This is a genomic window from Symbiopectobacterium sp. RP (genome assembly GCF_050472005.1).
Taxonomy (GTDB): Bacteria; Pseudomonadota; Gammaproteobacteria; order Enterobacterales; family Enterobacteriaceae; genus Symbiopectobacterium.
Genome location: NZ_JBGOGS010000001.1, coordinates 1234109 through 1255275, shown reverse-complemented (window position 1 = coordinate 1255275; position 21167 = coordinate 1234109). Strand labels below are relative to the sequence as shown.

Below are 21167 nucleotides of genomic sequence, written 5' to 3'. Positions count from 1 at the left end.
GCCAGCATGGCTGGCCTTTATACGTTTGTACGATGCAGATTATTGCAGACCGAGCTTTTTCTTCAGATAGTGGATATTGGTTCCACCGTGCTGGAAGTTCTCGTCGTTCATAATCTTCAACTGCAACTCAATGTTGGTTTTAATACCATCAATGATCAGTTCCGCCAAGGCGTTTTTCATTCGGGAAATCGCGATATCGCGACTTTCACCGTAAGTGATCAACTTGCCGATCATGGAATCGTAGTACGGCGGCACGGTATAGCCGGCGTAAATGTGCGATTCCCAGCGTACGCCAAAACCGCCCGGTGCGTGGAAACGGTTGATCTTGCCCGGACTTGGCAGGAAGGTGTTGGGATCTTCGGCGTTGATACGGCATTCCACCGCATGACCGCGCACGTTGACCTCTTCCTGTTTGATCGACAACGGTTGACCAGCAGCGATGCACAGCTGCTCTTTGATCAGATCGACGCCAGTGATCATCTCCGTTACCGGATGCTCAACCTGAATACGGGTGTTCATCTCGATAAAGTAAAACTCACCGTTTTCAAACAGGAATTCAAACGTACCGGCGCCGCGATAGCCGATATCCATACAGGCTTTAGCGCAGCGATCGCCGATGTAGCGACGCAAATCTGCCGTGATGCCCGGTGCAGGCGCTTCTTCCACCACTTTCTGGTGACGACGCTGCATGGAGCAGTCGCGTTCCGCCAGATAGATAGCGTTGCCCTGACCGTCAGCCAATACCTGAATTTCCACGTGACGCGGATTTTCTAGGTATTTTTCCATATACACCATGTCGTTATTGAAAGCGGCTTTCGCTTCCGCACGGGTCATGAGGATGGATTGTTCCAGATCTTTCTCGCTGCGCACCACTCGCATGCCGCGACCGCCGCCGCCGCCAGAGGCTTTGATAATCACCGGGTAGCCGATGCGTTTGCCAAAGGCGCGGTTCTTATCCATGTCGTCGCCCAGAGGGCCGTCAGAACCCGGTACGCACGGTACGCCCGCTTTCTTCATGGCAGAAATGGCAGAGACTTTGTCACCCATCAAGCGGATGGTGTCTGCGCGTGGGCCAATGAAGATAAAGCCAGAACGCTCGACCTGCTCGGCAAAATCCGCATTTTCGGACAAAAAGCCGTAGCCGGGGTGAATGGCCACGGCACCGGTGATTTCCGCGGCGGAAATGATCGCCGGGATGTTCAGGTAGCTTTTGGTCGACGGAGCCGGACCGATACACACGGTCTCGTCGGCCAGCAGCACGTGTTTCAGATCGCGGTCGGCGCTGGAGTGAACGGCAACGGTTTTGATGCCCAGTTCTTTACAGGCGCGCAAAATACGCAGCGCAATCTCTCCGCGGTTCGCGATAACGATTTTATCTAGCATGGTAAGCCTCGTTATTCGATGACAACCGGTTATTCAATGACAACCAAAGGCTCATCAAACTCAACCGATTGGCCGTTTTCAACCAGCACGGCTTTCACCACGCCTGCTTTATCGGCTTCGATTTGGTTCATCATTTTCATGGCTTCAACGATGCACAAGGTATCGCCGACGTTAACATGTTGCCCCACTTCAACGAATGCCTTGGCATCCGGGCTTGGGGTACGGTAGAACGTACCAACCATGGGAGAGCGCACGGTGTGACCGCTAACGGCCGCAGGCGCAGCGGCAAAAGCTGCTTCCGGGGCCACGGCGGTTGCCAGCGCAGGGGCCGGTTGCTGCATCATGGGCGCATAGGCTTGCTGCATCATCGGGTAGCTCGGTGCAGCAGGGGCACGACTGATACGTACTGATTCTTCACCTTCTGAAATTTCCAGTTCGGCGATGCCGGATTCTTCAACCAGTTCGATCAGTTTCTTGATTTTACGAATATCCATGGATGTGGTTCCGTACTCATTTGTTGAAATGGGTTTATTTAGTTTGACGTGGACAGGCGTTTTACCGCCGTCTGTAACGCATAGCCATATCCATCCGCGCCCAAGCCGCAAATCACACCCACTGCCACATCGGACAAGTAAGAGTGATGACGGAACGGCTCGCGAGCGTGCACGTTGCTCAGATGGATCTCAATAAACGGAATTTCCACGGCCAGTAGCGCATCACGTAATGCAACGCTGATGTGGGTAAATGCCGCCGGGTTAATTAAAATAAAATCCGTATTGCCGCGTGCCTGATGAATAGTATCAATCAGCACATGTTCAGCATTGGATTGGACATGGGAGAAGTGTACATTGAGCGCCTGCGCTTGATGTTCCAGACCGCTGACGATCTCTGCAAGCGTAGTGCTGCCGTACTTCTCTGGCTCACGGGTTCCCAGCAGATTCAGGTTGGGACCGTTCAAAAGCAAAATGTGAAATCTCTCTGCCATTGTGCCGCTATCTCCCGCGATACACCCAGTTTGTAGAAAAATGTGCCGCACAACATAGCGCGAAGCACATCGTTTGTCACCTTTTGGCAACGTAAATTGTTCACCGGGCGATAAGGTCGGGCATTATAACCATATCGTGGCAATTAGCAGCTAAATATAGCCAAACGACTTAAAAATGATTACAGCCAATGCCCTGATATGTGGCAAAAAAATACAGCTAATTGTTATCAAAATAATGTCGCTTGGCTATACTGGTCTTATCTCCGCAAATAGCTTTGACGCCCCCGCCGCGTGTGGCATTGCGCTACAGTCGCTTTCCCGGCATTAACGCCACCACTGGCGGAACTTTTTGTAACGCAGCGCCAACAAGATCAGCACACTTAGCCCATAGATCATTGGTTGCGGCGATAAGATTTTTACCGACCACAAATAATGAATGGGCGCGAGCACCGCGATAACATAGATAAGGTTGTGTAAGTGCTGCCAGTGACTGCCAAGCGCACGTTGTGCCGCCTGAAATGAGGTTACCGCCAAGGCTAGCAGCAGCCAGCTGAGTGCGCCCAGCGTAAGATAAGGGCGGTTAGTCAACTCCTGGCCCAACAAGGCATAGGTATCTACACATCATAAAGGGTTAAAAACCACCATAGCTAAGTGGGCAAGTTCTTCCAGGGTATAGTCTGCTAATATAGCCAAGCGACATTATTTTGATAACAATTAGCTGTATTTTTTTGCCACATATCAGGGCATTGGCTGTAATCATTTTTAAGTCGGTTGTCTATATCAATAACCTGCGTAGCAGTGCACCAGCACTGCGCTGAAGCCATTTTTTTACATCATGACCGGCACCTTTCAGCAGCTTAAAAAAGGATTCAATACCCCAGCGCCAGTAATACCAGCGAGCGACTTCCGCGCTGGTGAGCTCGTTGCTAACGTTTGTGAGCAGCGTCCAGCGTCCGATAAATTTACCGTAAGTATCGGTAAGGCGAACCACAACTAATCTGAGTGTCAGAGCTACGCCTGGCTGAACTTTCACTCGCCGTCCGGTGTTCTTGTCTTTCCGTTTCGGTTTTGCTGTTCGCGTTATGATCACGGATGTTTCTCCGATCTCCATATTGGCTTTTTGCCCTTTCCAGCCAACCTGTCCGTTTGCGATAAATGGCAGATCGTCTGCAATTTCACCAATTTTACGGGTGTCACCGCCCCACTCTGCCCGATGCCCTTCCTTTCCCCGGATAAGCCAACATATTCCCTAGGAGCTTAATGTGCGCATATGCCCGATAGAGTCACCTTCACGGTCAATGAGATGAACTAACTTCTTCCCGGTATCAAGAGACTCAACGCGGGCGATATCAGCCGTCAAAGTATCCATATGAGTCAGACTCTCAGACAAGCCCTCGGTTAGCGTTGAACGACAACCCGCCCTATCGGTTAGAATTTGAGACAGAGGCGCTATTGGTAAACCATTTGCAGCATCAAGCAGTAGGCGGGTTTGTAGTTCATAACCGACGTCGCCACCATGCGTCATTTTCAAACGTTCTTCTTTCCCATTGTGGGTACGAAACTGTAAATGAGACCAGTCATGAACGACGGGAGCGTATGGATGCGGGCTAAGTGCAACCTGCCGGAGAGCCAGCGAAATAATCGGTTCATTGAGCTGACTGAAGCTAATACGTTCATTATTAAAAAAACGCCAACCGGCCTGAGTAGTGGCGAATGTTGTTTTCTGCCCGCAGGCAAGGTCTTTAACGGCTGACGCCAATGGTGCTGCGGGAGTCATGTGTTGCTTAAGCAGACGCTGATAACGCCGGTTAAGGCGGGCATCAATCCCGCCGATGGATAAGTTGAGATCATGCAGCAACGTAATAGCAGATATTGCAAAAGATGTGTAGATATAGCCAACCGACATTATTTTGATAACAGCCAGCTATGCTTTTTTGCCGCATATCAGGGCATCTGTTGTAATCATTTTTAAGTCGGTTGGCTATACCTATGCACCTGCATTAGAGGATTTCCAGCAGTTCCACTTCAAAAATCAGTGCGCTGAACGGCGGAATAGATGTGCCTGCGCCACGTTCGCCATACGCTAGGTTATGTGGAATATAGAGTTCCCATTTGGAACCGACCGGCATCAGCGTCAGCGCTTCAATCCAGCCATGAATAACGCCGCTCACCGGAAACTCTGCCGGCTGCCCGCGCTGCACGGAGCTGTCAAACACGCTGCCATCGATCAGGCGGCCCGTATAGTGCACACGCACGCGATCTTGACGTGCGGGGATCGCCCCTTCCCCTTGGGTCAACACGCGGAATTGCAAACCGGACTCAGTCTGGTTGACGCCGTCTTTACCGGCATTGTCTGCCAAGAAATTTTGACCTTCAACGGCCAACGCTTGCTGGCGCTCACGGCGCACCGCATCAGCACGTTCATGAATTTCACGCAGCGCACGATGTACAACATCCACAGGCACGGCGGGCGCATTGCCTGCCAGTGCATCACGCAGACCTGCCACTAGGGCTTCAGGGATCAACACTTCCAGGCCAGACTCTTGCAGCTGTTGACCAACCTGCAAACCAATACCGTAACTGGCCTGCGCCTCAACGCTCTCGTAAGAAGGGGGGCCCATGGATGTTCCTCATTGTGTAAGAAAATGAAAACGCAGCATAATAGCGCTGGACGGCAGGGTAAAATCTTCTGTGTGATCGTTATACCCGTCATACTTCACGTTGCAGAGACGTTGGCAGTGCGCAGATCCCGCGAAAGTCGGCGCACAGTCGAGAAAACCGACTCTACCAGTATGAAAGGCGAGCGAATACCATGCCCTATTCTATACTAAGGGTTCCACTTTCTCTCAAATTTGTTACCTTAAGCATCAACACGTTAGCGATTATGACTCTTGTATTACTTTCGTTGGCGTGTTACCTATATACTGGGCAGCTTTACAGGTTGCTATCGTTGCAAGAGAGGTCACCATGGGCAGAATCGCGCCCAGGAAACGAGTAGCCCCCGCAAGGGATTATCAAGCGCTGATTCGCAGCGTTCTACACGTTCTTCCACGTTTGCCTTTGGCTCGGGCCGAAAAACAGCGTAATGCGCCCTCTCTCCTTCTGTCGGCACTGCTTGAGCGTGTGCGTGATCTATTGAGAGGACTGTGGCATCACCCTGACAGCTACCACTGGATGGATCCGTTGCCTGCCTTCCACCGCCGTGCGATTATGATTGCCTTCGCACTGCTGCTGATCGCACTACTGTGGCCCTATTCGCCGCCAACATCGCGGACTCCGTCATCTGCCACCCCCATCACACTTAATGAATCAGCGCCAATGCACGCTAACCTCGCAGACAGCACGCCAGCCTGGCAGACTTACCCGATTGCCGCAGGACAAACGCTGGTGCAGCTGTTCAGGGATAATAACCTGCCCGTCAACGACGTTTTCGCAATGGCCCAGGTGGAAGGAAGAGATAAGCCACTGAGCAACCTGCGTGCCGGGCAACAGGTCAAACTGCGGCTCAATGCGCAAGGAATGGTGTCTGAGTTGGAGATTGAAACAGCGGATGGCCAGCGGGTGCACTTCACGCGCCAATCCGATGGCGTATTTCTTCGCACGCGTTAAGGTCTGTTCAGACGTTACACTGCGCGAGCAGAAAATCCCGTAGTACCTGCGCATGATTGCGCTGTGGATCTCTGCTGCCATAGAGCAATGTGACTTCACCCGAGCACGCAAGTGCCGACGTAATGATCTGCCAATGGCGTTGTTGTGCCAGTTCGGCGCGATACTGCGCAACAAAAGCGTCCCACGCGTCTTGCGCTGCGTGGAATGCCTGACGCAGTGCTGTGCTGGGCACAACCGCTTTAAGCCACTGCGCGCCTTCCAGCCGCTCTTTTCGAACACCGCGTGGCCAGAGCCGGTCCACCAGAAACGTGGGGTGCGCAAAAGGCCCTTGCACATCATAAACCCGCTGTAAATGAATGTGCGGTACATCAGTGGCTGCGGACATATAGCCAAGCGACTTAATTTTGATTACACCATATGGACTGAGAACAAAATCTCTGTATCGCAACTACTCTCTCTTTTTTTGCTTTTTGCTTGTGCCCATTTATGCTCAATGGGGTTAAGATCTGGCGAATATGTAGGCAAATACTCCACCATATACCCTGCATCGATGATGACTTGTTGAATATTATGTTTTTTGTGAAAAGTTGCATTGTCCATCACGATTACACTGTTTTTAGGGAGTACTGGGATAAGGACTTGTGTGACCCAGGAATAGAAAACATCGCTGTTAATATTGATATCAAATAATCCGATAGCAAACAGCGTTGTGCCTAATAAAGCGCCGATAACATTTGTTCTTCCCTTGGCCCCCCAGTTCTTCAGCCCAAAACACCGTTGACCTTTTGGGGAATAGCCGTGAGTCCGTGGGGTATCGTGTGGAAAACCACTTTCATCAATAAAAACAATAGGTTTACCTTCTTTTTCATACTGTTGTATTTTTTGTTGAAATGCTTGCCGGGCGCTTCCGTCGGCTTTCGGATGACGTAGCGTTTTTTTATAGGTCAATCCCAGCTTTTTAAGAGCTTGCCAAATGGCCTTCTGACAAACGCCAAAACGCTCTGCACGTTCTTTTTGGTAAGCATCTGGATATGGTTCAACATCTTTTATCAACTCGGATTTATCGCTCTTTCGCTGACGCGTGGTCGATGCTTTTGACGCTATTTGATTAATCCAACGCGATACAGAGGCAGGGCCAATCCGAAATTGCTTCGCTGTTTCCCGGATACTCAACCCTTCTTCTTCCCGTGTAGATATAGCCAAGCGACATTATTTTGATGAGCACTATTTTCGCCAATTAACCTTTCGCGATGAAGGCAATTATGGGCGTTATTATTCCGTGTTGGTGGACATTGGTTATTATCTGACATCCTGTGCCAAGGTATTTACCGCGCTGAGTTGGAATAAATATGGGCTTTGTTGAATAAACATATTTTATGCTGCACCCCCGCTGAAACGACAGATCCTAGCAACGCAAAATCATGCAGTTAGGCATCATAAGAAAACTGTAAACCTGAGGTGACAAGCATTTTCTACCAAAACTGGCTGGAAAAATAGCATGACTCACTATTATTCAACAAAGCCATAAATATGATGAGAGTTGGGGAGGGATGCAAATTATTGATCAGGTTTCTGGGGAGCAGGGATATATTGGCGGTCACGCGGCGGGTATTGCCAATGAGTATTACATGGTGACAGCAGGCCTGACATACCGTTTTTAATCATCACCAAGGGGGGCCAGCGAGGTTTGCGCTGTCGTGGGGGAGCCGGCCCCATCAACCGATGATGTCAGAATAACAGATCGAAACCGGTAATGATTTTTATTCAAAAAAATTGACTTATCACAGCAAATCACTTAGCTATTTATTACCGAGCAATGGCGCTATTCTTCTCTTCATCGAAAGCACTTCGCTTTCTACCTAACCGCAGAGATAAGGATTAGCATCATGAAAACCATCAAAACTTTTGCAGCAGTATTGGCCCTGACTTCTCTCTCTTTCGGCACCTTCGCCGCAGAGCAGATGGGTACCGTTTCCGTGAGTGGCGCTAAAACGCTGAGCGGTTTTGAATCGCAAGTTGCCGCTAAAGCACAGGCAGCAGGTGCATCTTCTTACCGTATCGTTTCTGCTACCGGTGATAACCAACTGCGCGGCACGGCAGTTCTGTATAAATAAGTGAAGCCGAGCAAATGTTACAAGGGGAGCCAATGGCTCCCTTTGCTTATACCCGTCATACTTCAAGTGGCTACACGCATTATTCGCCACATCCTTGGGCCTCACCTCTTACGAGGCCGCTGCGCGCGGCGTTCAAATCTGCTCCCGGCAGATTTGTCACCCGAATCACTTCCTTGAGTAAGCTCACCGGAGTGAATGAATCTCATCCCTGAGATTCACCCTTCGGGCCAGCGCTTGCGGTCTTCCTGTAGCTCGAATTATTTAGGGTATACAAAAAAGCTAACGTTTTTTAAATGCGGTGGCCAGTGCATCGCTCATGGCGCTATTACCTGCTGCGCTCTGCGGTTGTTTTGCACGCGGTGCATGATGAGCTGGGCGAGATCCGGTGTTGCGTTGGGCTCCGCTGGCGCTACGGCGTGACGGGGTGTCACCCGGCTGTTCATCGAGACGCATGGTCAGCGCGATACGCTTACGTTGCAGATCGACTTCCAGCACCTTGACCTTCACAATATCACCGGCTTTCACCACCTTGTGCGGATCGTCGACATAGCGATCGGACAGCGACGAAATGTGCACCAAGCCATCCTGATGTACGCCAATATCCACGAAAGCGCCAAAGTTAGTGACGTTGGTGACCGCCCCTTCGAGCACCATACCCGGCAGCAGATCGTTGAGCGTTTCCACCCCTTCGGCGAACGCAGCGGTTTTAAACTCCGGTCGTGGATCGCGCCCCGGTTTTTCCAACTCTTTCACGATGTCTGTCACCGTGGGTAAGCCGAAGCGAGTGTCAGTGAAATCCACCGCCTTGAGTTTGCGCAGCGCGGCGGTGTCACCCATCAAATCGCGCAGTGTCTGGCGTGTGGCTTCCAGAATGCGTTCGACCACCGGGTAGGCTTCAGGGTGAACCGTCGAGGCATCCAGCGGGTTATCGCCGTGGTTGATACGTAGGAATCCGGCGCACTGTTCGAAGGCTTTTGGCCCCAGGCGACTGACCTTGAGCAACTGTTGACGGTTGTCAAAGCGTCCGTTTTCGTCACGCCAGTTGACAATATTCTGCGCCATCATTTTGCTAAGCCCAGCAACACGCGTCAGCAGCGCCACCGATGCGGTATTCAGATCGACGCCCACTGCGTTAACGCAGTCTTCCACCACCGCATCGAGCTTTTTCGCCAGTTGCACCTGGCTTACATCGTGCTGGTATTGGCCGACACCGATGGATTTTGGATCGATCTTCACCAGCTCAGCCAGAGGGTCCTGCAAGCGACGCGCAATAGAAACAGCACCGCGCAGGGAAACATCCAGATCGGGGAACTCCAGCGCCGCCAGCTCTGATGCAGAATACACCGAAGCACCTGCCTCACTGACAATCACCTTCTGGGCATTGATTGCCGGAAACTGTTTTTGTGTATCGAGGAAGAAACGTTCGGTTTCACGTGATGCGGTACCGTTACCGATCGCCACGAGTTCTACCTGATGCTTAACGCACAGTGCCGCAATGATAGGGGCCGCCTTGGCAGCCTGTCCAGTATGTGGGTAAATCGTATCCGTGGCAACCAGTTTGCCAGTTGCATCTACTACCACGACTTTCACACCTGTGCGCAGACCCGGATCGAGCCCCATGGTGGCGCGTATTCCGGCAGGCGCGGCCATCAGCAGGTCGTGCAGGTTGCGTGCAAACACATTGATGGCTTCTTCTTCGGCCTTTTCACGCACGGTGCCCATCAGCTCGGTTTCCAGATGCAACAGCACCTTGATACGCCAGGTCCAGCTGATCACCGCACGACGCCAACTATCGGCAGGAGCGTTGTTGAGCTGCAAATTCAGGTGTGAAAGGATGATCTGCTCACCTTGGCTTTCGCGCGGCGGTTCGTCAAACTGTGGGTCGGCGTTCAGGGCGAGTTGCAGTACCCCTTCGTTGCGGCCGCGAAACATCGCCAGTGCACGGTGTGATGGCACGCTGGCGATCGGTTCTTGATGGGCAAAGTAGTCACGGAACTTCGCGCCTTCATCCTCTTTGCCTTCGACCACGCGTGCAACCAGATGGGCATTTTTCCACAAATAGTCACGCACCTTGGCCAGCAAGATGGCATCTTCTGCGAAACGCTCCATCAGAATGTAGCGCGCACCGTCCAGAGCGGCTTTGACATCGGCAACACCTTTGTCTTCGGCGACATAGGCCAACGCCGCCTCTTCAGGCACCTGGCTTGGGTCTTGCCACAGTCTGTCTGCCAGCGGTTCAAGCCCGGCTTCGATGGCAATTTGCCCACGAGTACGGCGTTTGGGCTTGTATGTCAGATAGAGATCTTCCAGCTCAGTCTTACTCAGGGTGCCGTTAATCGCCAGAGCCAACTGCGGTGTTAATTTTCCTTGCTCTTCGATAGATTCCAGAATGATCTGACGCCGTTCTTCCAGTTCGCGCAAGTAACCGAGGCGGGTTTCCAACTGGCGCAGTTGGGTATCATCCAACCCGCCAGTCACTTCTTTACGGTAACGAGCGATGAACGGTACGGTGTTCCCTTCGTCCAGCAGGCGGACAGCGGCGTCAACCTGCTCCTTTCGCGCCTGCAATTCGCTGGCGATAATCTGGCTCAGTGCATCATTCATAATCGGAATTCAATCATCATCAAGGGGTGAGTTAACTAATCGGGGACAGTTATACGGATTGCGTAGTAAAAATGCCAGCCTGCATTATGACCTCTCAGAAAATTTACCTATGTCAATTTTTCAGCAAATTGTTCGAATTTGAAGCCTTTTTTCGCGTATTAAGTGTTATTAGTCGCGACTAGATCTGACACTGGACCTTGAAAGGTTGAGAGTTACCGGTTTTGATATGGGTGTCTAATCCTTAAACAAAACGCGAGGTAACTCTCATGCTTCATACTAACAATCCCATTATCAAACACAAAGCCGGCCTGCTCAATCTCGCCGAAGAACTCGGTAACGTATCAAAAGCCTGCAAGAGCATGGGCGTGTCACGCGATACATTTTACCGTTATCAGGAACTGGCTGCTGAAGGCGCCATTGATGCGCTGGTTAACCAGAACCGCCGGGTTCCGAACCTGAAGAACCGCGCCGACGAAGCCACTGAACGCGCGGTTGTTAATTATGCTATTGAGTTCCCGCCCCATGGGCAGCACCGGACCAGTAATGAGCTGCGTAAAAAAGGCGTATTTATCTCCGGCAGCGGCGTGCGCTCCATCTGGCAACGACACGACCTGGAGAACTTCCGTAAACGCCTGAAGGCGCTTGAGGAAAAGGTCGCCAGAGAAGGCATTGTCCTTACCGACGCTCAAATCGCAGCCCTGGAGAAGAAGGCGCACGATGATGAGGCCTGCGGTGAAATCGAGACGGCACATCCCGGGTATCTGGGCTCGCAGGACACCTTCTACGTGGGCAATCTGAAGGGGGTGGGCCGTATCTACCAGCAGACGTTCGTGGATACGTACTCGAAAGTGGCACACTGCAAGCTGTATACGAATAAAACACCGCTCACCGCCGCCGACCTGCTCAATGATCGCGTACTCCCGTTCTACGAGGCTCAGGGACTGCCGGTGCTGAGAATACTGACCGACAGGGGTACGGAGTACTGTGGTAAAGTGGAGCAGCATGATTATCAGCTTTATCTGGCTATCAACGATATCGAGCATACGAAAACGAAGGCGATGTCTCCGCAGACGAACGGCATCTGCGAGCGCTTCCATAAAACCATTTTGCAGGATTTTTATCAGGTTACGTTCCGCAAGAAGTTATATGGAGACCTGGAAAGCCTGCAGGTAGATCTGGACAACTGGTTGTGGCATTACAATAATGAGCGAACTCATCAGGGAAAAATGTGCTGCGGGCGTACGCCGATGGCCACTTTACTCGATGGAAAACGGAGCTGGGCAGAAAAGAATCTGAACCAGATGTAATCTGACAGACACCCACCTGTATAAATAATCGGTAACTGTCAGATCAGGTCTGAGCTAGTACATATTAAGGAAAGGTGCGGTACGGAGTGTGCTCTGGCTGTGTTACGGTAATGCGGCGCAGATTCACGTTATGGGGTGTCATGTTGGTGAAAGGCGCATTCGGACGGGAGAAAGAATAATGACACTCAAGAAATCCATCCTGACGATGGAAGGAAAAAAGAACATTGCACTCAATGTGTGCTCGGGTGTGTTGGGCAAAGAGGCCGTAGACATTCGTCCGTTATAGTCAAGCGACATTATTTTGATAACAATTAGCTGTATTTTTTTGCCACATATCAGGGCATTGTCTGTAATCATTTTTAAGTCGGTTGCCTATAGGTGCGCAGGGGCTGTGTAGCTACGATCCGGGGTTTAATAACACGGCCGGGTGTGAATCCGCCATCACCTATATTGACGCCGCTAATAGAGTGCTGTTGCATCGGGGGTTTCCGGTGGAGCAGCTGGCTGAGAAATGTGATTTCACCGAGGTGTGTTACATCATGCTGCACGGTGATGCGCCGAATCGTGAACAGTACGATCAGTTTGTCAACAGCATCACACGACATACCATGACTCCCGCAGCACCATTGGCGTCAGCCGTTAAAGACCTTGCCTGCACGCAGAAAACAACATTCGCCACTACTCAGGCCGTTTGGCGTTTTTTTAATAATGAATGTATTAGCTTCAGTCAGCTCAATGAACCGATTATTTCGCTGGCTCTCCGGCAGGTTGCACTTAGCCCGCATCCATACGCTCCCGTCGTTCACGACTGGTCTCATTTACAGTTTCGTACCCACAATGGGAAAGAAGAACGTTTGAAAATGACGCATGGTGGCGACGTCGGTTATGAACTACAAACCAGCCTACTGCTTGATGCTGCAAATGGTTTACCAATAGCGCCCCTGTCTCAAACTCTAACCGATAGGGCGGGTTGTCGTTCAACGCTAACCGAGGACTTGTCTGAGAGTCTGAATCATATGGATGCTTTGACGGCTGATATCGCCCGCGTTGAGTCTCTTGATACCGGGAAGAAGTTAGTTCATCTCATTGACCGTGAAGGTGACTCTATCGGGCATATGCGCACATTAAGCTCCTAGGGAATATGTTGGCTTATCCGGGGAAAGGAAGGGCATCGGGCCGAGTGGGGCGGTGACACCCGTAAAATTGGTGAAATTGCAGACGATCTGCCATTTATCGCAAACGGACAGGTTGGCTGGAAAGGGAAAAAAGCCAATATTAACAGCGATGTTTTCTATTCTTGGGTCACACAAGTCCTTATCCCAGTACTCCCTAAAAACAGGGTAATCGTGATGGACAATGCAACTTTTCACAAAAAACATAATATTCAACAAGTCATCATCGATGCAGGGTATATGGTGGAGTATTTGCCTACATATTCGCCAGATCTTAACCCAATTGAGCATAAATGGGCACAAGCAAGAAGCAAAAAAAGAGAGAGTGCTTGCGATACAGAGATTTTGTTCTCAGTCCATATGGTGTAATCAAAATTAAGTCGCTTTGCTATAGTCGCGACTAATACAAATAAATGGTTCGCCGACTGGGGAGAGATGTTCGGTGATATAGCCAAGCGACTTAAAAATGATTACAACAGATGCCCTGATATGCGGCAAAAAAGCATAGCTGGCTGTTATCAAAATAATGTCGGTTGGCTATAACGTTTGTGAGCAGCGTCCAGCGTCCGATAAATTTACCGTAAGTATCGGTAAGGCGAATCACAACTAATCTGAGTTGTATTAGTCGCGACTAGATCTGACACTGGACCTTGAAAGGTTGAGAGTTACCGGTTTTGATATGGGTGTCTAATCCTTAAACAAAACGCGAGGTAACTCTCATGCTTCATACTAACAATCCCATTATCAAACACAAAGCCGGCCTGCTCAATCTCGCCGAAGAACTCGGTAACGTATCAAAAGCCTGCAAGAGCATGGGCGTGTCACACGATACATTTTACCGTTATCAGGAACTGGCTGCTGAAGGCGGCATTGATGCGCTGGTTAACCAGAACCGCCGGGTTCCGAACCTGAAGAACCGCGCCGACGAAGCCACTGAAGGCGCGGTTGTTGATTATGCTATTGAGTTCCCGCCCCATGGGCAGCACCGGACCAGTAATGAGCTGCGTAAAAAAGGCGTATTTATCTCCGGCAGCGGCGTGCGCTCCATCTGGCAACGACACGACCTGGAGAACTTCCGTAAACGCCTGAAGGCGCTTGAGGAACAGCTAATTGTTATCAAAATAATGTCGCTTAGCTATACCAGCAGACGTTCGTGGATACGTACTCGAAAGTGGCACACTGCAAGCTGTATACGAATAAAACACCGCTCACCGCCGCCGACCTGCTCAATGATCGCGTACTCCCGTTCTACGAGGCTCAGGGACTGCCGGTGCTGAGAATACTGACCGACAGGGGTACGGAGTACTGTGGTAAAGTGGAGCAGCATGATTATCAGCTTTATCTGGCTATCAACGATATCGAGCATACGAAAACGAAGGCGATGTCTCCGCAGACGAACGGCATCTGCGAGCGCTTCCATAAAACCATTTTGCAGGATTTTTATCAGGTTACGTTCGGCAAGAAGTTATATGGAGACCTGGAAAGTCTGCAGGTAGATCTGGACAACTGGTTGTGGCATTACAATAATGAGCGAACTCATCAGGGAAAAATGTGCTGCGGGCGTACGCCGATGGCCACTTTACTCGATGGAAAACGGATCTGGGCAGAAAAGAATCTGAACCAGATGTAATCTGACAGACACCTGTATAAATAATCGGTAACTGTCAGATCAGGTCTGAGCTAGTACATCTGAGTGTCAGAGCTATGCCTAGCTGAACTTTCACTCGCCGTCCGGTGTTCTTGTCTTTCCGCTTCGGTTTTGCTGTTCGCGTTATGATCACGGATGTTTCCCCGATCTCCATATTGGCTTTTTTCCCTTTCCAGCCAACCTGTCCGTTTGCGATAAATGGCAGATCGTCTGCAATTTCACCAATTTTACGGGTGTCACCGCCCCACTCGGCCCGATGCCCTTCCTTTCCCCGGATAAGCCAACATATTCCCTGGGAGCTTAATGTGCGCATATGCCCGATAGAGTCACCTTCACGGTCAATGAGATGAACTAACTTCTTCCCGGTATCAAGAGACTCAACGCGGGCGATATCAGCCGTCAAAGCATCCATATGAGTCAGACTCTCAGACAAGCCCTCGGTTAGCGTTGAACGACAACCCGCCCTATCGGTTAGAGTTTGAGACAGGGGCGCTATTGGTAAACCATTTGCAGCATCAAGCAGTAGGCTGGTTTGTAGTTCATAACCGACATCGCCACCATGCGTCATTTTCAAACGTTCTTCTTTCCCATTGTGGGTACGAAACTGTAAATGAGAGCAGTCGTGAACGACGGGAGCGTATGGATGCGGGCTAAGTGCAACCTGCCGGAGAGCCAGCGAAATAATCGGTTCATTGAGCTGACTGAAGCTAATACGTTCATTATTAAAAAAACGCCAACCGGCCTGAGTAGTGGCGAATGTTGTTTTCTGCGCGCAGGCAAGGTCTTTAACGGCTGACGCCAATGGTGCTGGGGGAGTCATGTGTTGCTTAACCAGACGCTGATAACGCCGGTTAAGGCGGGCATCAATCCCGCCGATGGATAAGTTGAGATCATGCAGCAACGTAATAGCAGATATTGCAAAAGATGTGTAGATACCTATGGCTTCAGGCGCTGGAGACGTTCGGTGGGACATGGGATCACCACTATCCGCAGATAAGCCGGAGCTGGCAGTCAAACTGGGCCAACCTGTCGACATTCTTCTCGTACCCGCAGGAACTTCGCAACGTAATCTACACGACGAACGCTATAGAATCACTGAACAGCGTGCTCCGGCATGCAATCAAGAAACGCAAGGTGTTCCCGACTGATGACTCGGTGAAGAAGGTCGTATGGCTGACAATCCAGGCGGCATCACAGAAATGGACGATGCCCTTACAGGACTAGCGTATGGCAATGAGTCGCTTTATTATCGAGTTCGGTGACCGCCTTGACGGTCACTTCTGAGGAAAGGCATTTACACAAAATCTTAAACAGGCTCGTATCGTGTGGGAAACCACTTTCATCAATAAAAACAATAGGTTTACCTTCTTTTTCATACTGTTGTTTTTTTGTTGAAATGCTTGCCGGGCGCTTTCGGATGACGTAGAGTTTTTTTATAGGTCAATCCCAGCTTTTTAAGAGCTTGCCAAATGGCCTTCTGACAAACGCCAAAACGCTCTGCACGTTCTTTTTGGTAAGCATCTGGATATGGTTCAACATCTTTTATCAACTCGGATTTATCGCTCTTTCGCTGACGCGTGGTCGATGCTTTTGACGCTATTTGATTAATCCAACACGATACAGAGGCAGGGCCAATCCGAAATTGCTTCGCTGTTTCTCGGATACTCAACCCTTCTTCTCCCCGTGTAGATATCACTTTACGTCTAAAATCAATTGAATAGCTCATTTAAATAATGTAATCAAAATTAAGTCGTTTATCTATAACGCTTCAATGAACGTGATGGGTAGCGGAGGTGCAGTGCCTGAACAACTTGAGCTTTTTGCTGTTCCCAATCCTTGTCGTGGCGTGTGCCAAACGGATGCGCGCGGTTATTGTCTGGGTTGCTTCCGCAGTCTCAGTGAACGTTTCTCCTGGGGGCAGATGAGCGATGCGCAAAAACAGGACGTGCTGAGGCTTTGCCGGCAGCGCGAAAAACGGATGTTACGTTCGGAAAAGGCTACACTGAATAGCGAGTGGCAGCAGTCTTCGTTATTCAACGATGAGTAGTGCGGCTACGGCCCTAATAACTTATGTTGCATAATGCAGAGAGAACAACTCTTTTGCACCGTTATGCGTTGAGAGAATTTCCTCAAGGTGTATATATTTGGTATAACAGCAATGTGGCTGGCGCCATTATGGATAAATTATTAAGCAAGGGGCATTTTTCATTTTTTTTAAATCAGAGTTTATTGCAATCCAGGGATATAACTTAGTACGCTAATAATAAGGAGATGTTATGGAATTGCCGTTAGGTTCTGATTTGGCCAGATTGGTTCGCGTGTGGCGATCACTAATTGATTTTCGCCTGAAACCGCTGGAATTAACACAGACGCATTGGGTTACGCTGCATAATATATACCAACTGCCTCCGGGGCAGTCGCAGATTCAATTGGCAAAAGCCATTGGCATCGAGCAGCCTTCACTGGTAAGAACATTGGATCAGTTGGAAGAGAAAGGGCTGATTACTCGAAGTATTTGTGCGCACGATCGGCGTGCAAAACGCATCGCGTTGACCGATGCTGCAGAGCCGATCATCCAGGCGGTTGATGATGTGATAAGCCAAACGCGTGGTGAAATCTTGCTGGGTATTTCGGTACAGGAAGTCAGTGCACTGACTGGCCTTATTGCACGCCTAGAGAAAAATATTCTCGCATTACATGAGAGCCATGAAAGCCATCATTGATGTGTCACCAGAGGCTTTGTTGAATAAATCAGAACTTGTAACGACTGCGCCCCATACGGGTCGATTGTTACGTGATGCGAATACTGTTCGGCATTCCTAATAGCGTGATCAGGTTAAGCGCTTTGACCATGGCCATGGCTTCACCCACCTGACCATCGTAGTCTCTCAGACTTAGATGACCACCCAGAAGCCTTTTGAACCGGAACATGGCCGTTTCAGCCACTGAGCGCCGGTGATAGCCCACTTTCTTTTTCCAGATATCTTTACTACCGCTAATGCGCTGATTTGCAACAGCGGGGTTACGCTCGTGGTAGCGATCTTGCCAATATTGCGCCCCCCTTCGTGGCGGGATAAGCGGCCTTATTTTCTTCCTCAGCAGAGCATCATAGCAGTAAACTGTATCCTAAGCGCCGTCAGCCGATGCCTCTCTGATTTTCCGGTGGGTCTGGTTTATCAGCGCCGGTAGAGCTTGGGCATCAGTCGTACCACTGAGCGACAAATCCGCACAGATATAGCCAACCGACTTAAAAATGATTACAACAGATACCCTGATATGCGGCAAAAAAGCATAGCTGGCTGTTATCAAAATAATGTCGGTTGGCTATAATCTCATGCGTCACACTGTCTACTGCCAGGTGCAGCTTACGCCATACCCTGCGTCTGTCGGCACCATGCTGCCGGACTTTCCATTCGCCTTCGCCAAAGACCTTCAGGCCGGTTCCATCAATGACCAGATGTGAGATTTCACCACGGGTTGGCGTTTTTATGCTGATGTTCACTGTCTTTGCTCGCTTGCTGAGCAGCGAATAGTCTGGACAATGCAGCGACAATTTAATCAGTTTAAAAATCGAGTCACCAAAGCCCTGTAAAGCCCTCAATGAAAGGCCAAACATGCGTTTCATCATCAGGACTGTGGTGATGGCCATATTTGAGTAGTGGAGCGGTCGTCCACGCCGTTCAGTAGTGTTTTTTTCCGTCCATGCAGCAATGGCTGATTCATCTAGCCATACGGTTAGAGAAGCGCGCTGCTTGAGGGCCTTGTTATAAGAGGGCCAGTTGGTGATTTTAAGATTTTGTTTTGCCATGGAGACCTGATTTTGAAACAACTGTGTTGATCTGCTCCGATGATTACCCAAAAGTTCTATTTATTCAACAAAGCCGTCACCAGACAGAATAATGCGTGGGTAGAATAAATGTCCATCAAGCCGAATTGAATAATGCACTGTATTCAAACATGACATCACGCCACGATCCTTTACCTGATCTCTATTTCTGGTGAATTATTGATGCCGTGTGGATGTTTTTTTACTGAAAAAAGCGGGTGAGGTTTTAGCCTAGGCAGGTGATATACCTTTTGACATCTTTTTTAGATGGTATGCTATTTTTCGTTAAAAACGTGTTGTACCCGACGCGTTTTGTACCAATGCAATTATTTGTTCAGCATGCCTGTACGATCGAGGCTGAATTGTGTCCGAATGAACTTTTCATGTGATGTGAAGTGACATTATTGACCTAAGCAATAATGCAGGTTATCACCACTGTGCCGGTGGTGATAACAGAAAATAGAGGCGTGTTTATCGTGGTGCTACAGTCACGTTCTGGCCGTTGCTGGACATGGCAACACGTTGGCCTACGCTGAAATGGGTATCACCCTGGCGTTGCACAACCATGATGGTGGTGCCATCATCACGACGGATTTCCAATTCGACGCCCTGAACGCGGTTCATCGCACCTTGTGCACTTTGCCCCGCTACGCCACCCGCTACAGCTCCTGCTGCGGTTGCCAGTGAACGACCCGTGCCACCACCGATGGTGTTACCCAAGAACCCACCCAGTACTGCGCCACCAATAGCGCCCATGGTGCCATTCTCATCGCCAGCCTGAATCTGTACAGGTCGTAATGAAACGATGGTGCCATAAGTTACAGTACGAACCTGTTTGGCTTCAGAGGCGCGATAAACGTCACCGGACAGCGAACTGGTGTTGGCACAGCCCGCCAATGTCATACCGGCTAAAGTAATCACAAGTAAACGCTTCATCATATATAAGACTCCTGTAATCGCAATGTGTCAGCTTTCCGTTACTGAAGGCTAACGTGGTAATGCTTATCAAACGGTCACTGCGAAACGCCAAATTGGCCGTTGCGCACAACTCACCCTGATATAATAGGATTATATTGATAATGAAAAATGGCTAAAGTTCCTTGCTGCCACTATTCTCTTTTCTCTTTCATCCTATTGGCGCATATGTTCATTTTATAGCAAAAAACGGCCTTTTTTTCCTCAAAATAAACGCGCATTCAAAGAATAGGATAACGAATCCGCCGTAGAATGAAGAATACCTGAGCCGTTCGCCCGCTCGCCATGTTATTTTGTAAACAAGTGCCGCTTGGTTTATGGGGGTTTTGTGTGCGTGTACAGCACGGGATGGGAAATACACCGTTATGAAATCAGGCAGATACATCGGAGTGATGTCGGGCACCAGTCTGTACAGTGTCGATGTGGTTCTTGCAGCGATTGATGAGCACACGGTCGCGCAGCAGGCGAGCTATTGTCATCCAATGCCGTTGGCATTGAAGCAAGCGATTCTGGACGTGTGTCAGGGGCAGGCGGTAACGCTGTCAACGTTAGGTCAGCTGGATACACGCCTCGGCAAGCTGTTTGCCGAAGCAGTGCTAATACTGTTGAAACAGACCGAACTCGATGTCAGCGATATCATGGCAATCGGCTGCCATGGACAAACGGTGTGGCACGAACCGGTCGGTGACGCGCCTTGTACGCTGCAAATCGGTGATAACAACCAGATTGCTGCGTTGACAGGTATCACCACGGTGGGCGATTTTCGCCGACGTGACATCGCGCTTGGCGGGCAGGGTGCGCCGCTGGTGCCGGGTTTTCACCATGCGTTGCTGATGCACCCGGATGAGCGTCGCGTAGTGCTCAATATCGGGGGGATTGCCAATATCTCCCTGCTGGCGCCTGACTGTCCGGTACGTGGCTATGATACTGGGCCAGGGAACATGTTGCTGGATGCCTGGATCTGGCGTCGTCAGGGGCAACCCTATGATAAAGACGCGCAGTGGGCGGCAACCGGACAGGTTAACGTCTCCTTGTTGCGCCGCATGCTGGCCGATCCCTATTTCGCTTTACCTGCACCTAAAAGCACCGGGCGCGAATACTTTAATATGGGCTGGCTGGAAAAGCAGCTTGCGGGATATGGCACCCTTGCGCCTCAGGATGTACAGGCCACACTGTCGGAGCTAACCGCCGTCAGCATTGCCGACCAGGTGCTGTTAACGGGAGGCTGTGAACGTGTGCTGGTGTGCGGCGGCGGGGCGCGCAATCCCCTGTTGATGGCGCGTCTGTCTGCATTGATGCCCGGCATTGAGGTCAATACCACCGATGAGTGTGGCGTGAACGGCGACGATATGGAGGCGCTGGCTTTTGCCTGGCTCGCTGCGCGCACCTTGTCGGGACTGCCCGGTAATCTGCCGTCAGTGACCGGTGCCAGCAACGCGACGATATTGGGGGCGATTTTTCCCGTTCTGAACGACTAATCAGATTTTGCTGAGAGGTCGTTGTAAAACCCGTTGTTACACTGTTGTTTTCTGTGACTCGACAGG

Annotated in this window: 25 protein-coding genes and 5 pseudogenes; 13 read left to right on the top strand and 17 right to left on the bottom strand. The window is 50.3% G+C overall.

The annotated features are described in order from the left end of the window. Positions 1-39 precede the first annotated feature (39 nt). From accC to aroQ, 3 genes are read right to left on the bottom strand one after another with little or no spacing between them, the layout of a single operon-like run. Positions 40-1383: an acetyl-CoA carboxylase biotin carboxylase subunit gene (accC, locus tag ACD630_RS08260; protein ID WP_430358744.1), complete on the bottom strand. Its 1344-nt coding sequence runs from the start codon at positions 1381-1383 to the stop codon at positions 40-42. A 29-nt stretch (positions 1384-1412) separates the two neighbouring features. Next, positions 1413-1877: an acetyl-CoA carboxylase biotin carboxyl carrier protein gene (accB, locus tag ACD630_RS08255; protein WP_430358743.1), complete on the bottom strand. Its 465-nt coding sequence runs from the start codon at positions 1875-1877 to the stop codon at positions 1413-1415. 38 nt (positions 1878-1915) lie between these two features. Next, positions 1916-2368, bottom strand: coding sequence for a type II 3-dehydroquinate dehydratase (aroQ, locus tag ACD630_RS08250; protein ID WP_430358742.1), 453 nt, complete (start codon positions 2366-2368; stop codon positions 1916-1918). A 175-nt stretch (positions 2369-2543) separates the two neighbouring features. Here aroQ and ACD630_RS08245 point away from each other — a divergent pair, with 175 nt between their 5' ends. Continuing rightward, complete coding sequence (locus ACD630_RS08245; protein WP_430358741.1) at positions 2544-2696, top strand: hypothetical protein; 153 nt, start codon at positions 2544-2546, stop codon at positions 2694-2696. Here ACD630_RS08245 and ACD630_RS08240 read toward each other — a convergent pair. The 5 genes and pseudogenes from ACD630_RS08240 to ACD630_RS08220 all read right to left on the bottom strand — a co-directional run. Next, positions 2693-2974, bottom strand: a pseudogene (locus ACD630_RS08240) (sulfoxide reductase heme-binding subunit YedZ); the annotation flags it as partial. The gene ACD630_RS08245 and the pseudogene ACD630_RS08240 overlap by 4 nt on opposite strands. 25 nt (positions 2975-2999) lie before the next feature. Further along, positions 3000-3128 carry a hypothetical protein gene (locus ACD630_RS08235; RefSeq protein WP_430358740.1) on the bottom strand — a complete coding sequence of 43 codons (129 nt, stop codon included), beginning with the start codon at positions 3126-3128 and terminating at the stop codon, positions 3000-3002. 15 nt (positions 3129-3143) lie between these two features. Then, positions 3144-3479, bottom strand: a complete 336-nt coding sequence (locus ACD630_RS08230) for a hypothetical protein (RefSeq protein ID WP_430358739.1) — start codon at positions 3477-3479, stop codon at positions 3144-3146. Between the two features lie 138 nt (positions 3480-3617). After that, on the bottom strand, positions 3618-4226 hold the full coding sequence (locus ACD630_RS08225) for a hypothetical protein (RefSeq protein ID WP_430358738.1): 609 nt from the start codon (positions 4224-4226) through the stop codon (positions 3618-3620). Positions 4227-4368: 142 nt separating this feature from the next. Further along, the gene (locus ACD630_RS08220; RefSeq protein ID WP_430358737.1) at positions 4369-4989 is read right to left on the bottom strand and encodes a peptidylprolyl isomerase; all 621 of its coding nucleotides are present in this window, start codon (positions 4987-4989) and stop codon (positions 4369-4371) included. A 346-nt stretch (positions 4990-5335) separates the two neighbouring features. Here ACD630_RS08220 and ACD630_RS08215 point away from each other — a divergent pair, with 346 nt between their 5' ends. After that, complete coding sequence (locus ACD630_RS08215) at positions 5336-5977, top strand: LysM-like peptidoglycan-binding domain-containing protein (protein WP_430358736.1); 642 nt, start codon at positions 5336-5338, stop codon at positions 5975-5977. A gap of 7 nt (positions 5978-5984) precedes the next feature. Here the strand turns inward: ACD630_RS08215 and ACD630_RS08210 are convergent, their stop codons facing one another. After that, positions 5985-6362 carry a DUF488 domain-containing protein gene (locus tag ACD630_RS08210; RefSeq protein ID WP_430359957.1) on the bottom strand — a complete coding sequence of 126 codons (378 nt, stop codon included), beginning with the start codon at positions 6360-6362 and terminating at the stop codon, positions 5985-5987. A gap of 23 nt (positions 6363-6385) precedes the next feature. Next, positions 6386-7180, bottom strand: coding sequence for an IS630 family transposase (locus ACD630_RS08205; RefSeq protein ID WP_430358735.1), 795 nt, complete (start codon positions 7178-7180; stop codon positions 6386-6388). Here ACD630_RS08205 and ACD630_RS08200 point away from each other — a divergent pair. The 3 genes from ACD630_RS08200 to ACD630_RS08190 all read left to right on the top strand — a co-directional run bounded on the left by ACD630_RS08200 (position 7089) and on the right by ACD630_RS08190 (position 8091). Next, positions 7089-7340 (top strand): omptin family outer membrane protease, encoded by a 252-nt coding sequence (locus tag ACD630_RS08200; protein ID WP_430359956.1) that lies wholly within the window; start codon positions 7089-7091, stop codon positions 7338-7340. The two genes, ACD630_RS08205 and ACD630_RS08200, sit on opposite strands and share 92 nt — an antisense overlap. 145 nt (positions 7341-7485) lie before the next feature. Continuing rightward, positions 7486-7638, top strand: coding sequence for an omptin family outer membrane protease (locus ACD630_RS08195; RefSeq protein ID WP_430359955.1), 153 nt, complete (start codon positions 7486-7488; stop codon positions 7636-7638). A 225-nt stretch (positions 7639-7863) separates the two neighbouring features. Then, the gene (locus ACD630_RS08190) at positions 7864-8091 is read left to right on the top strand and encodes a YdgH/BhsA/McbA-like domain containing protein (protein ID WP_430358734.1); all 228 of its coding nucleotides are present in this window, start codon (positions 7864-7866) and stop codon (positions 8089-8091) included. 279 nt (positions 8092-8370) lie between these two features. Here ACD630_RS08190 and ACD630_RS08185 read toward each other — a convergent pair whose 3' ends face one another. Beyond that, the gene (locus tag ACD630_RS08185; RefSeq protein WP_430358733.1) at positions 8371-10695 is read right to left on the bottom strand and encodes a Tex family protein; all 2325 of its coding nucleotides are present in this window, start codon (positions 10693-10695) and stop codon (positions 8371-8373) included. Between the two features lie 266 nt (positions 10696-10961). Here ACD630_RS08185 and ACD630_RS08180 point away from each other — a divergent pair, with 266 nt between their 5' ends. Continuing rightward, positions 10962-12002, top strand: a complete 1041-nt coding sequence (locus ACD630_RS08180) for an IS481 family transposase (protein ID WP_430358732.1) — start codon at positions 10962-10964, stop codon at positions 12000-12002. 138 nt (positions 12003-12140) lie between these two features. Here the strand turns inward: ACD630_RS08180 and ACD630_RS08175 are convergent, their stop codons facing one another. Beyond that, positions 12141-12359 (bottom strand): hypothetical protein, encoded by a 219-nt coding sequence (locus tag ACD630_RS08175; RefSeq protein WP_430358731.1) that lies wholly within the window; start codon positions 12357-12359, stop codon positions 12141-12143. Positions 12360-12388: 29 nt separating this feature from the next. On the opposite strand from ACD630_RS08175, the pseudogene ACD630_RS08170 reads away from it, so the two are divergent. Then, positions 12389-12613 (top strand): annotated as a pseudogene (locus ACD630_RS08170) (citrate/2-methylcitrate synthase); the annotation flags it as partial. Positions 12614-13141: 528 nt separating this feature from the next. Beyond that, positions 13142-13543, top strand: coding sequence for a transposase (locus tag ACD630_RS08165; RefSeq protein ID WP_430359954.1), 402 nt, complete (start codon positions 13142-13144; stop codon positions 13541-13543). A 6-nt stretch (positions 13544-13549) separates the two neighbouring features. Here the strand turns inward: ACD630_RS08165 and ACD630_RS08160 are convergent, their stop codons facing one another. Beyond that, a complete protein-coding gene (locus tag ACD630_RS08160) occupies positions 13550-13696 on the bottom strand; it encodes a hypothetical protein (RefSeq protein ID WP_430358730.1) in 147 nt (48 codons plus the stop codon). A gap of 197 nt (positions 13697-13893) precedes the next feature. On the opposite strand from ACD630_RS08160, the pseudogene ACD630_RS08155 reads away from it, so the two are divergent. Further along, a pseudogene (locus ACD630_RS08155) lies at positions 13894-14804 on the top strand (IS481 family transposase). Positions 14805-14838: 34 nt separating this feature from the next. Here ACD630_RS08155 and ACD630_RS08150 read toward each other — a convergent pair. Beyond that, the gene (locus tag ACD630_RS08150; protein WP_430358729.1) at positions 14839-15723 is read right to left on the bottom strand and encodes a hypothetical protein; all 885 of its coding nucleotides are present in this window, start codon (positions 15721-15723) and stop codon (positions 14839-14841) included. A 41-nt stretch (positions 15724-15764) separates the two neighbouring features. On the opposite strand from ACD630_RS08150, the pseudogene ACD630_RS08145 reads away from it, so the two are divergent. After that, positions 15765-16046: pseudogene (locus tag ACD630_RS08145) on the top strand (transposase); the annotation flags it as partial. Between the two features lie 148 nt (positions 16047-16194). On the opposite strand, the gene ACD630_RS08140 reads toward ACD630_RS08145, so the two are convergent. After that, entirely contained in the window at positions 16195-16548 is a 354-nt protein-coding gene (locus ACD630_RS08140) for an IS630 transposase-related protein (protein ID WP_430358728.1), read from the bottom strand. Positions 16549-16620: 72 nt separating this feature from the next. On the opposite strand from ACD630_RS08140, the gene ACD630_RS08135 reads away from it, so the two are divergent. Both ACD630_RS08135 and slyA read left to right on the top strand, forming a co-directional pair. Then, entirely contained in the window at positions 16621-16869 is a 249-nt protein-coding gene (locus ACD630_RS08135; protein ID WP_430358727.1) for a DUF1289 domain-containing protein, read from the top strand. Between the two features lie 229 nt (positions 16870-17098). Further along, entirely contained in the window at positions 17099-17545 is a 447-nt protein-coding gene (slyA, locus tag ACD630_RS08130; protein ID WP_264642926.1) for a transcriptional regulator SlyA, read from the top strand. Positions 17546-17612: 67 nt separating this feature from the next. Here the strand turns inward: slyA and ACD630_RS08125 are convergent. Next, positions 17613-18630: pseudogene (locus ACD630_RS08125) on the bottom strand (IS5 family transposase). 489 nt (positions 18631-19119) lie between these two features. Continuing rightward, on the bottom strand, positions 19120-19587 hold the full coding sequence (locus tag ACD630_RS08120) for a glycine zipper 2TM domain-containing protein (RefSeq protein ID WP_430358726.1): 468 nt from the start codon (positions 19585-19587) through the stop codon (positions 19120-19122). A 401-nt stretch (positions 19588-19988) separates the two neighbouring features. Here ACD630_RS08120 and anmK point away from each other — a divergent pair, with 401 nt between their 5' ends. Beyond that, positions 19989-21101: an anhydro-N-acetylmuramic acid kinase gene (gene anmK, locus ACD630_RS08115; protein WP_430358725.1), complete on the top strand. Its 1113-nt coding sequence runs from the start codon at positions 19989-19991 to the stop codon at positions 21099-21101. Positions 21102-21167: the final 66 nt, after the last annotated feature.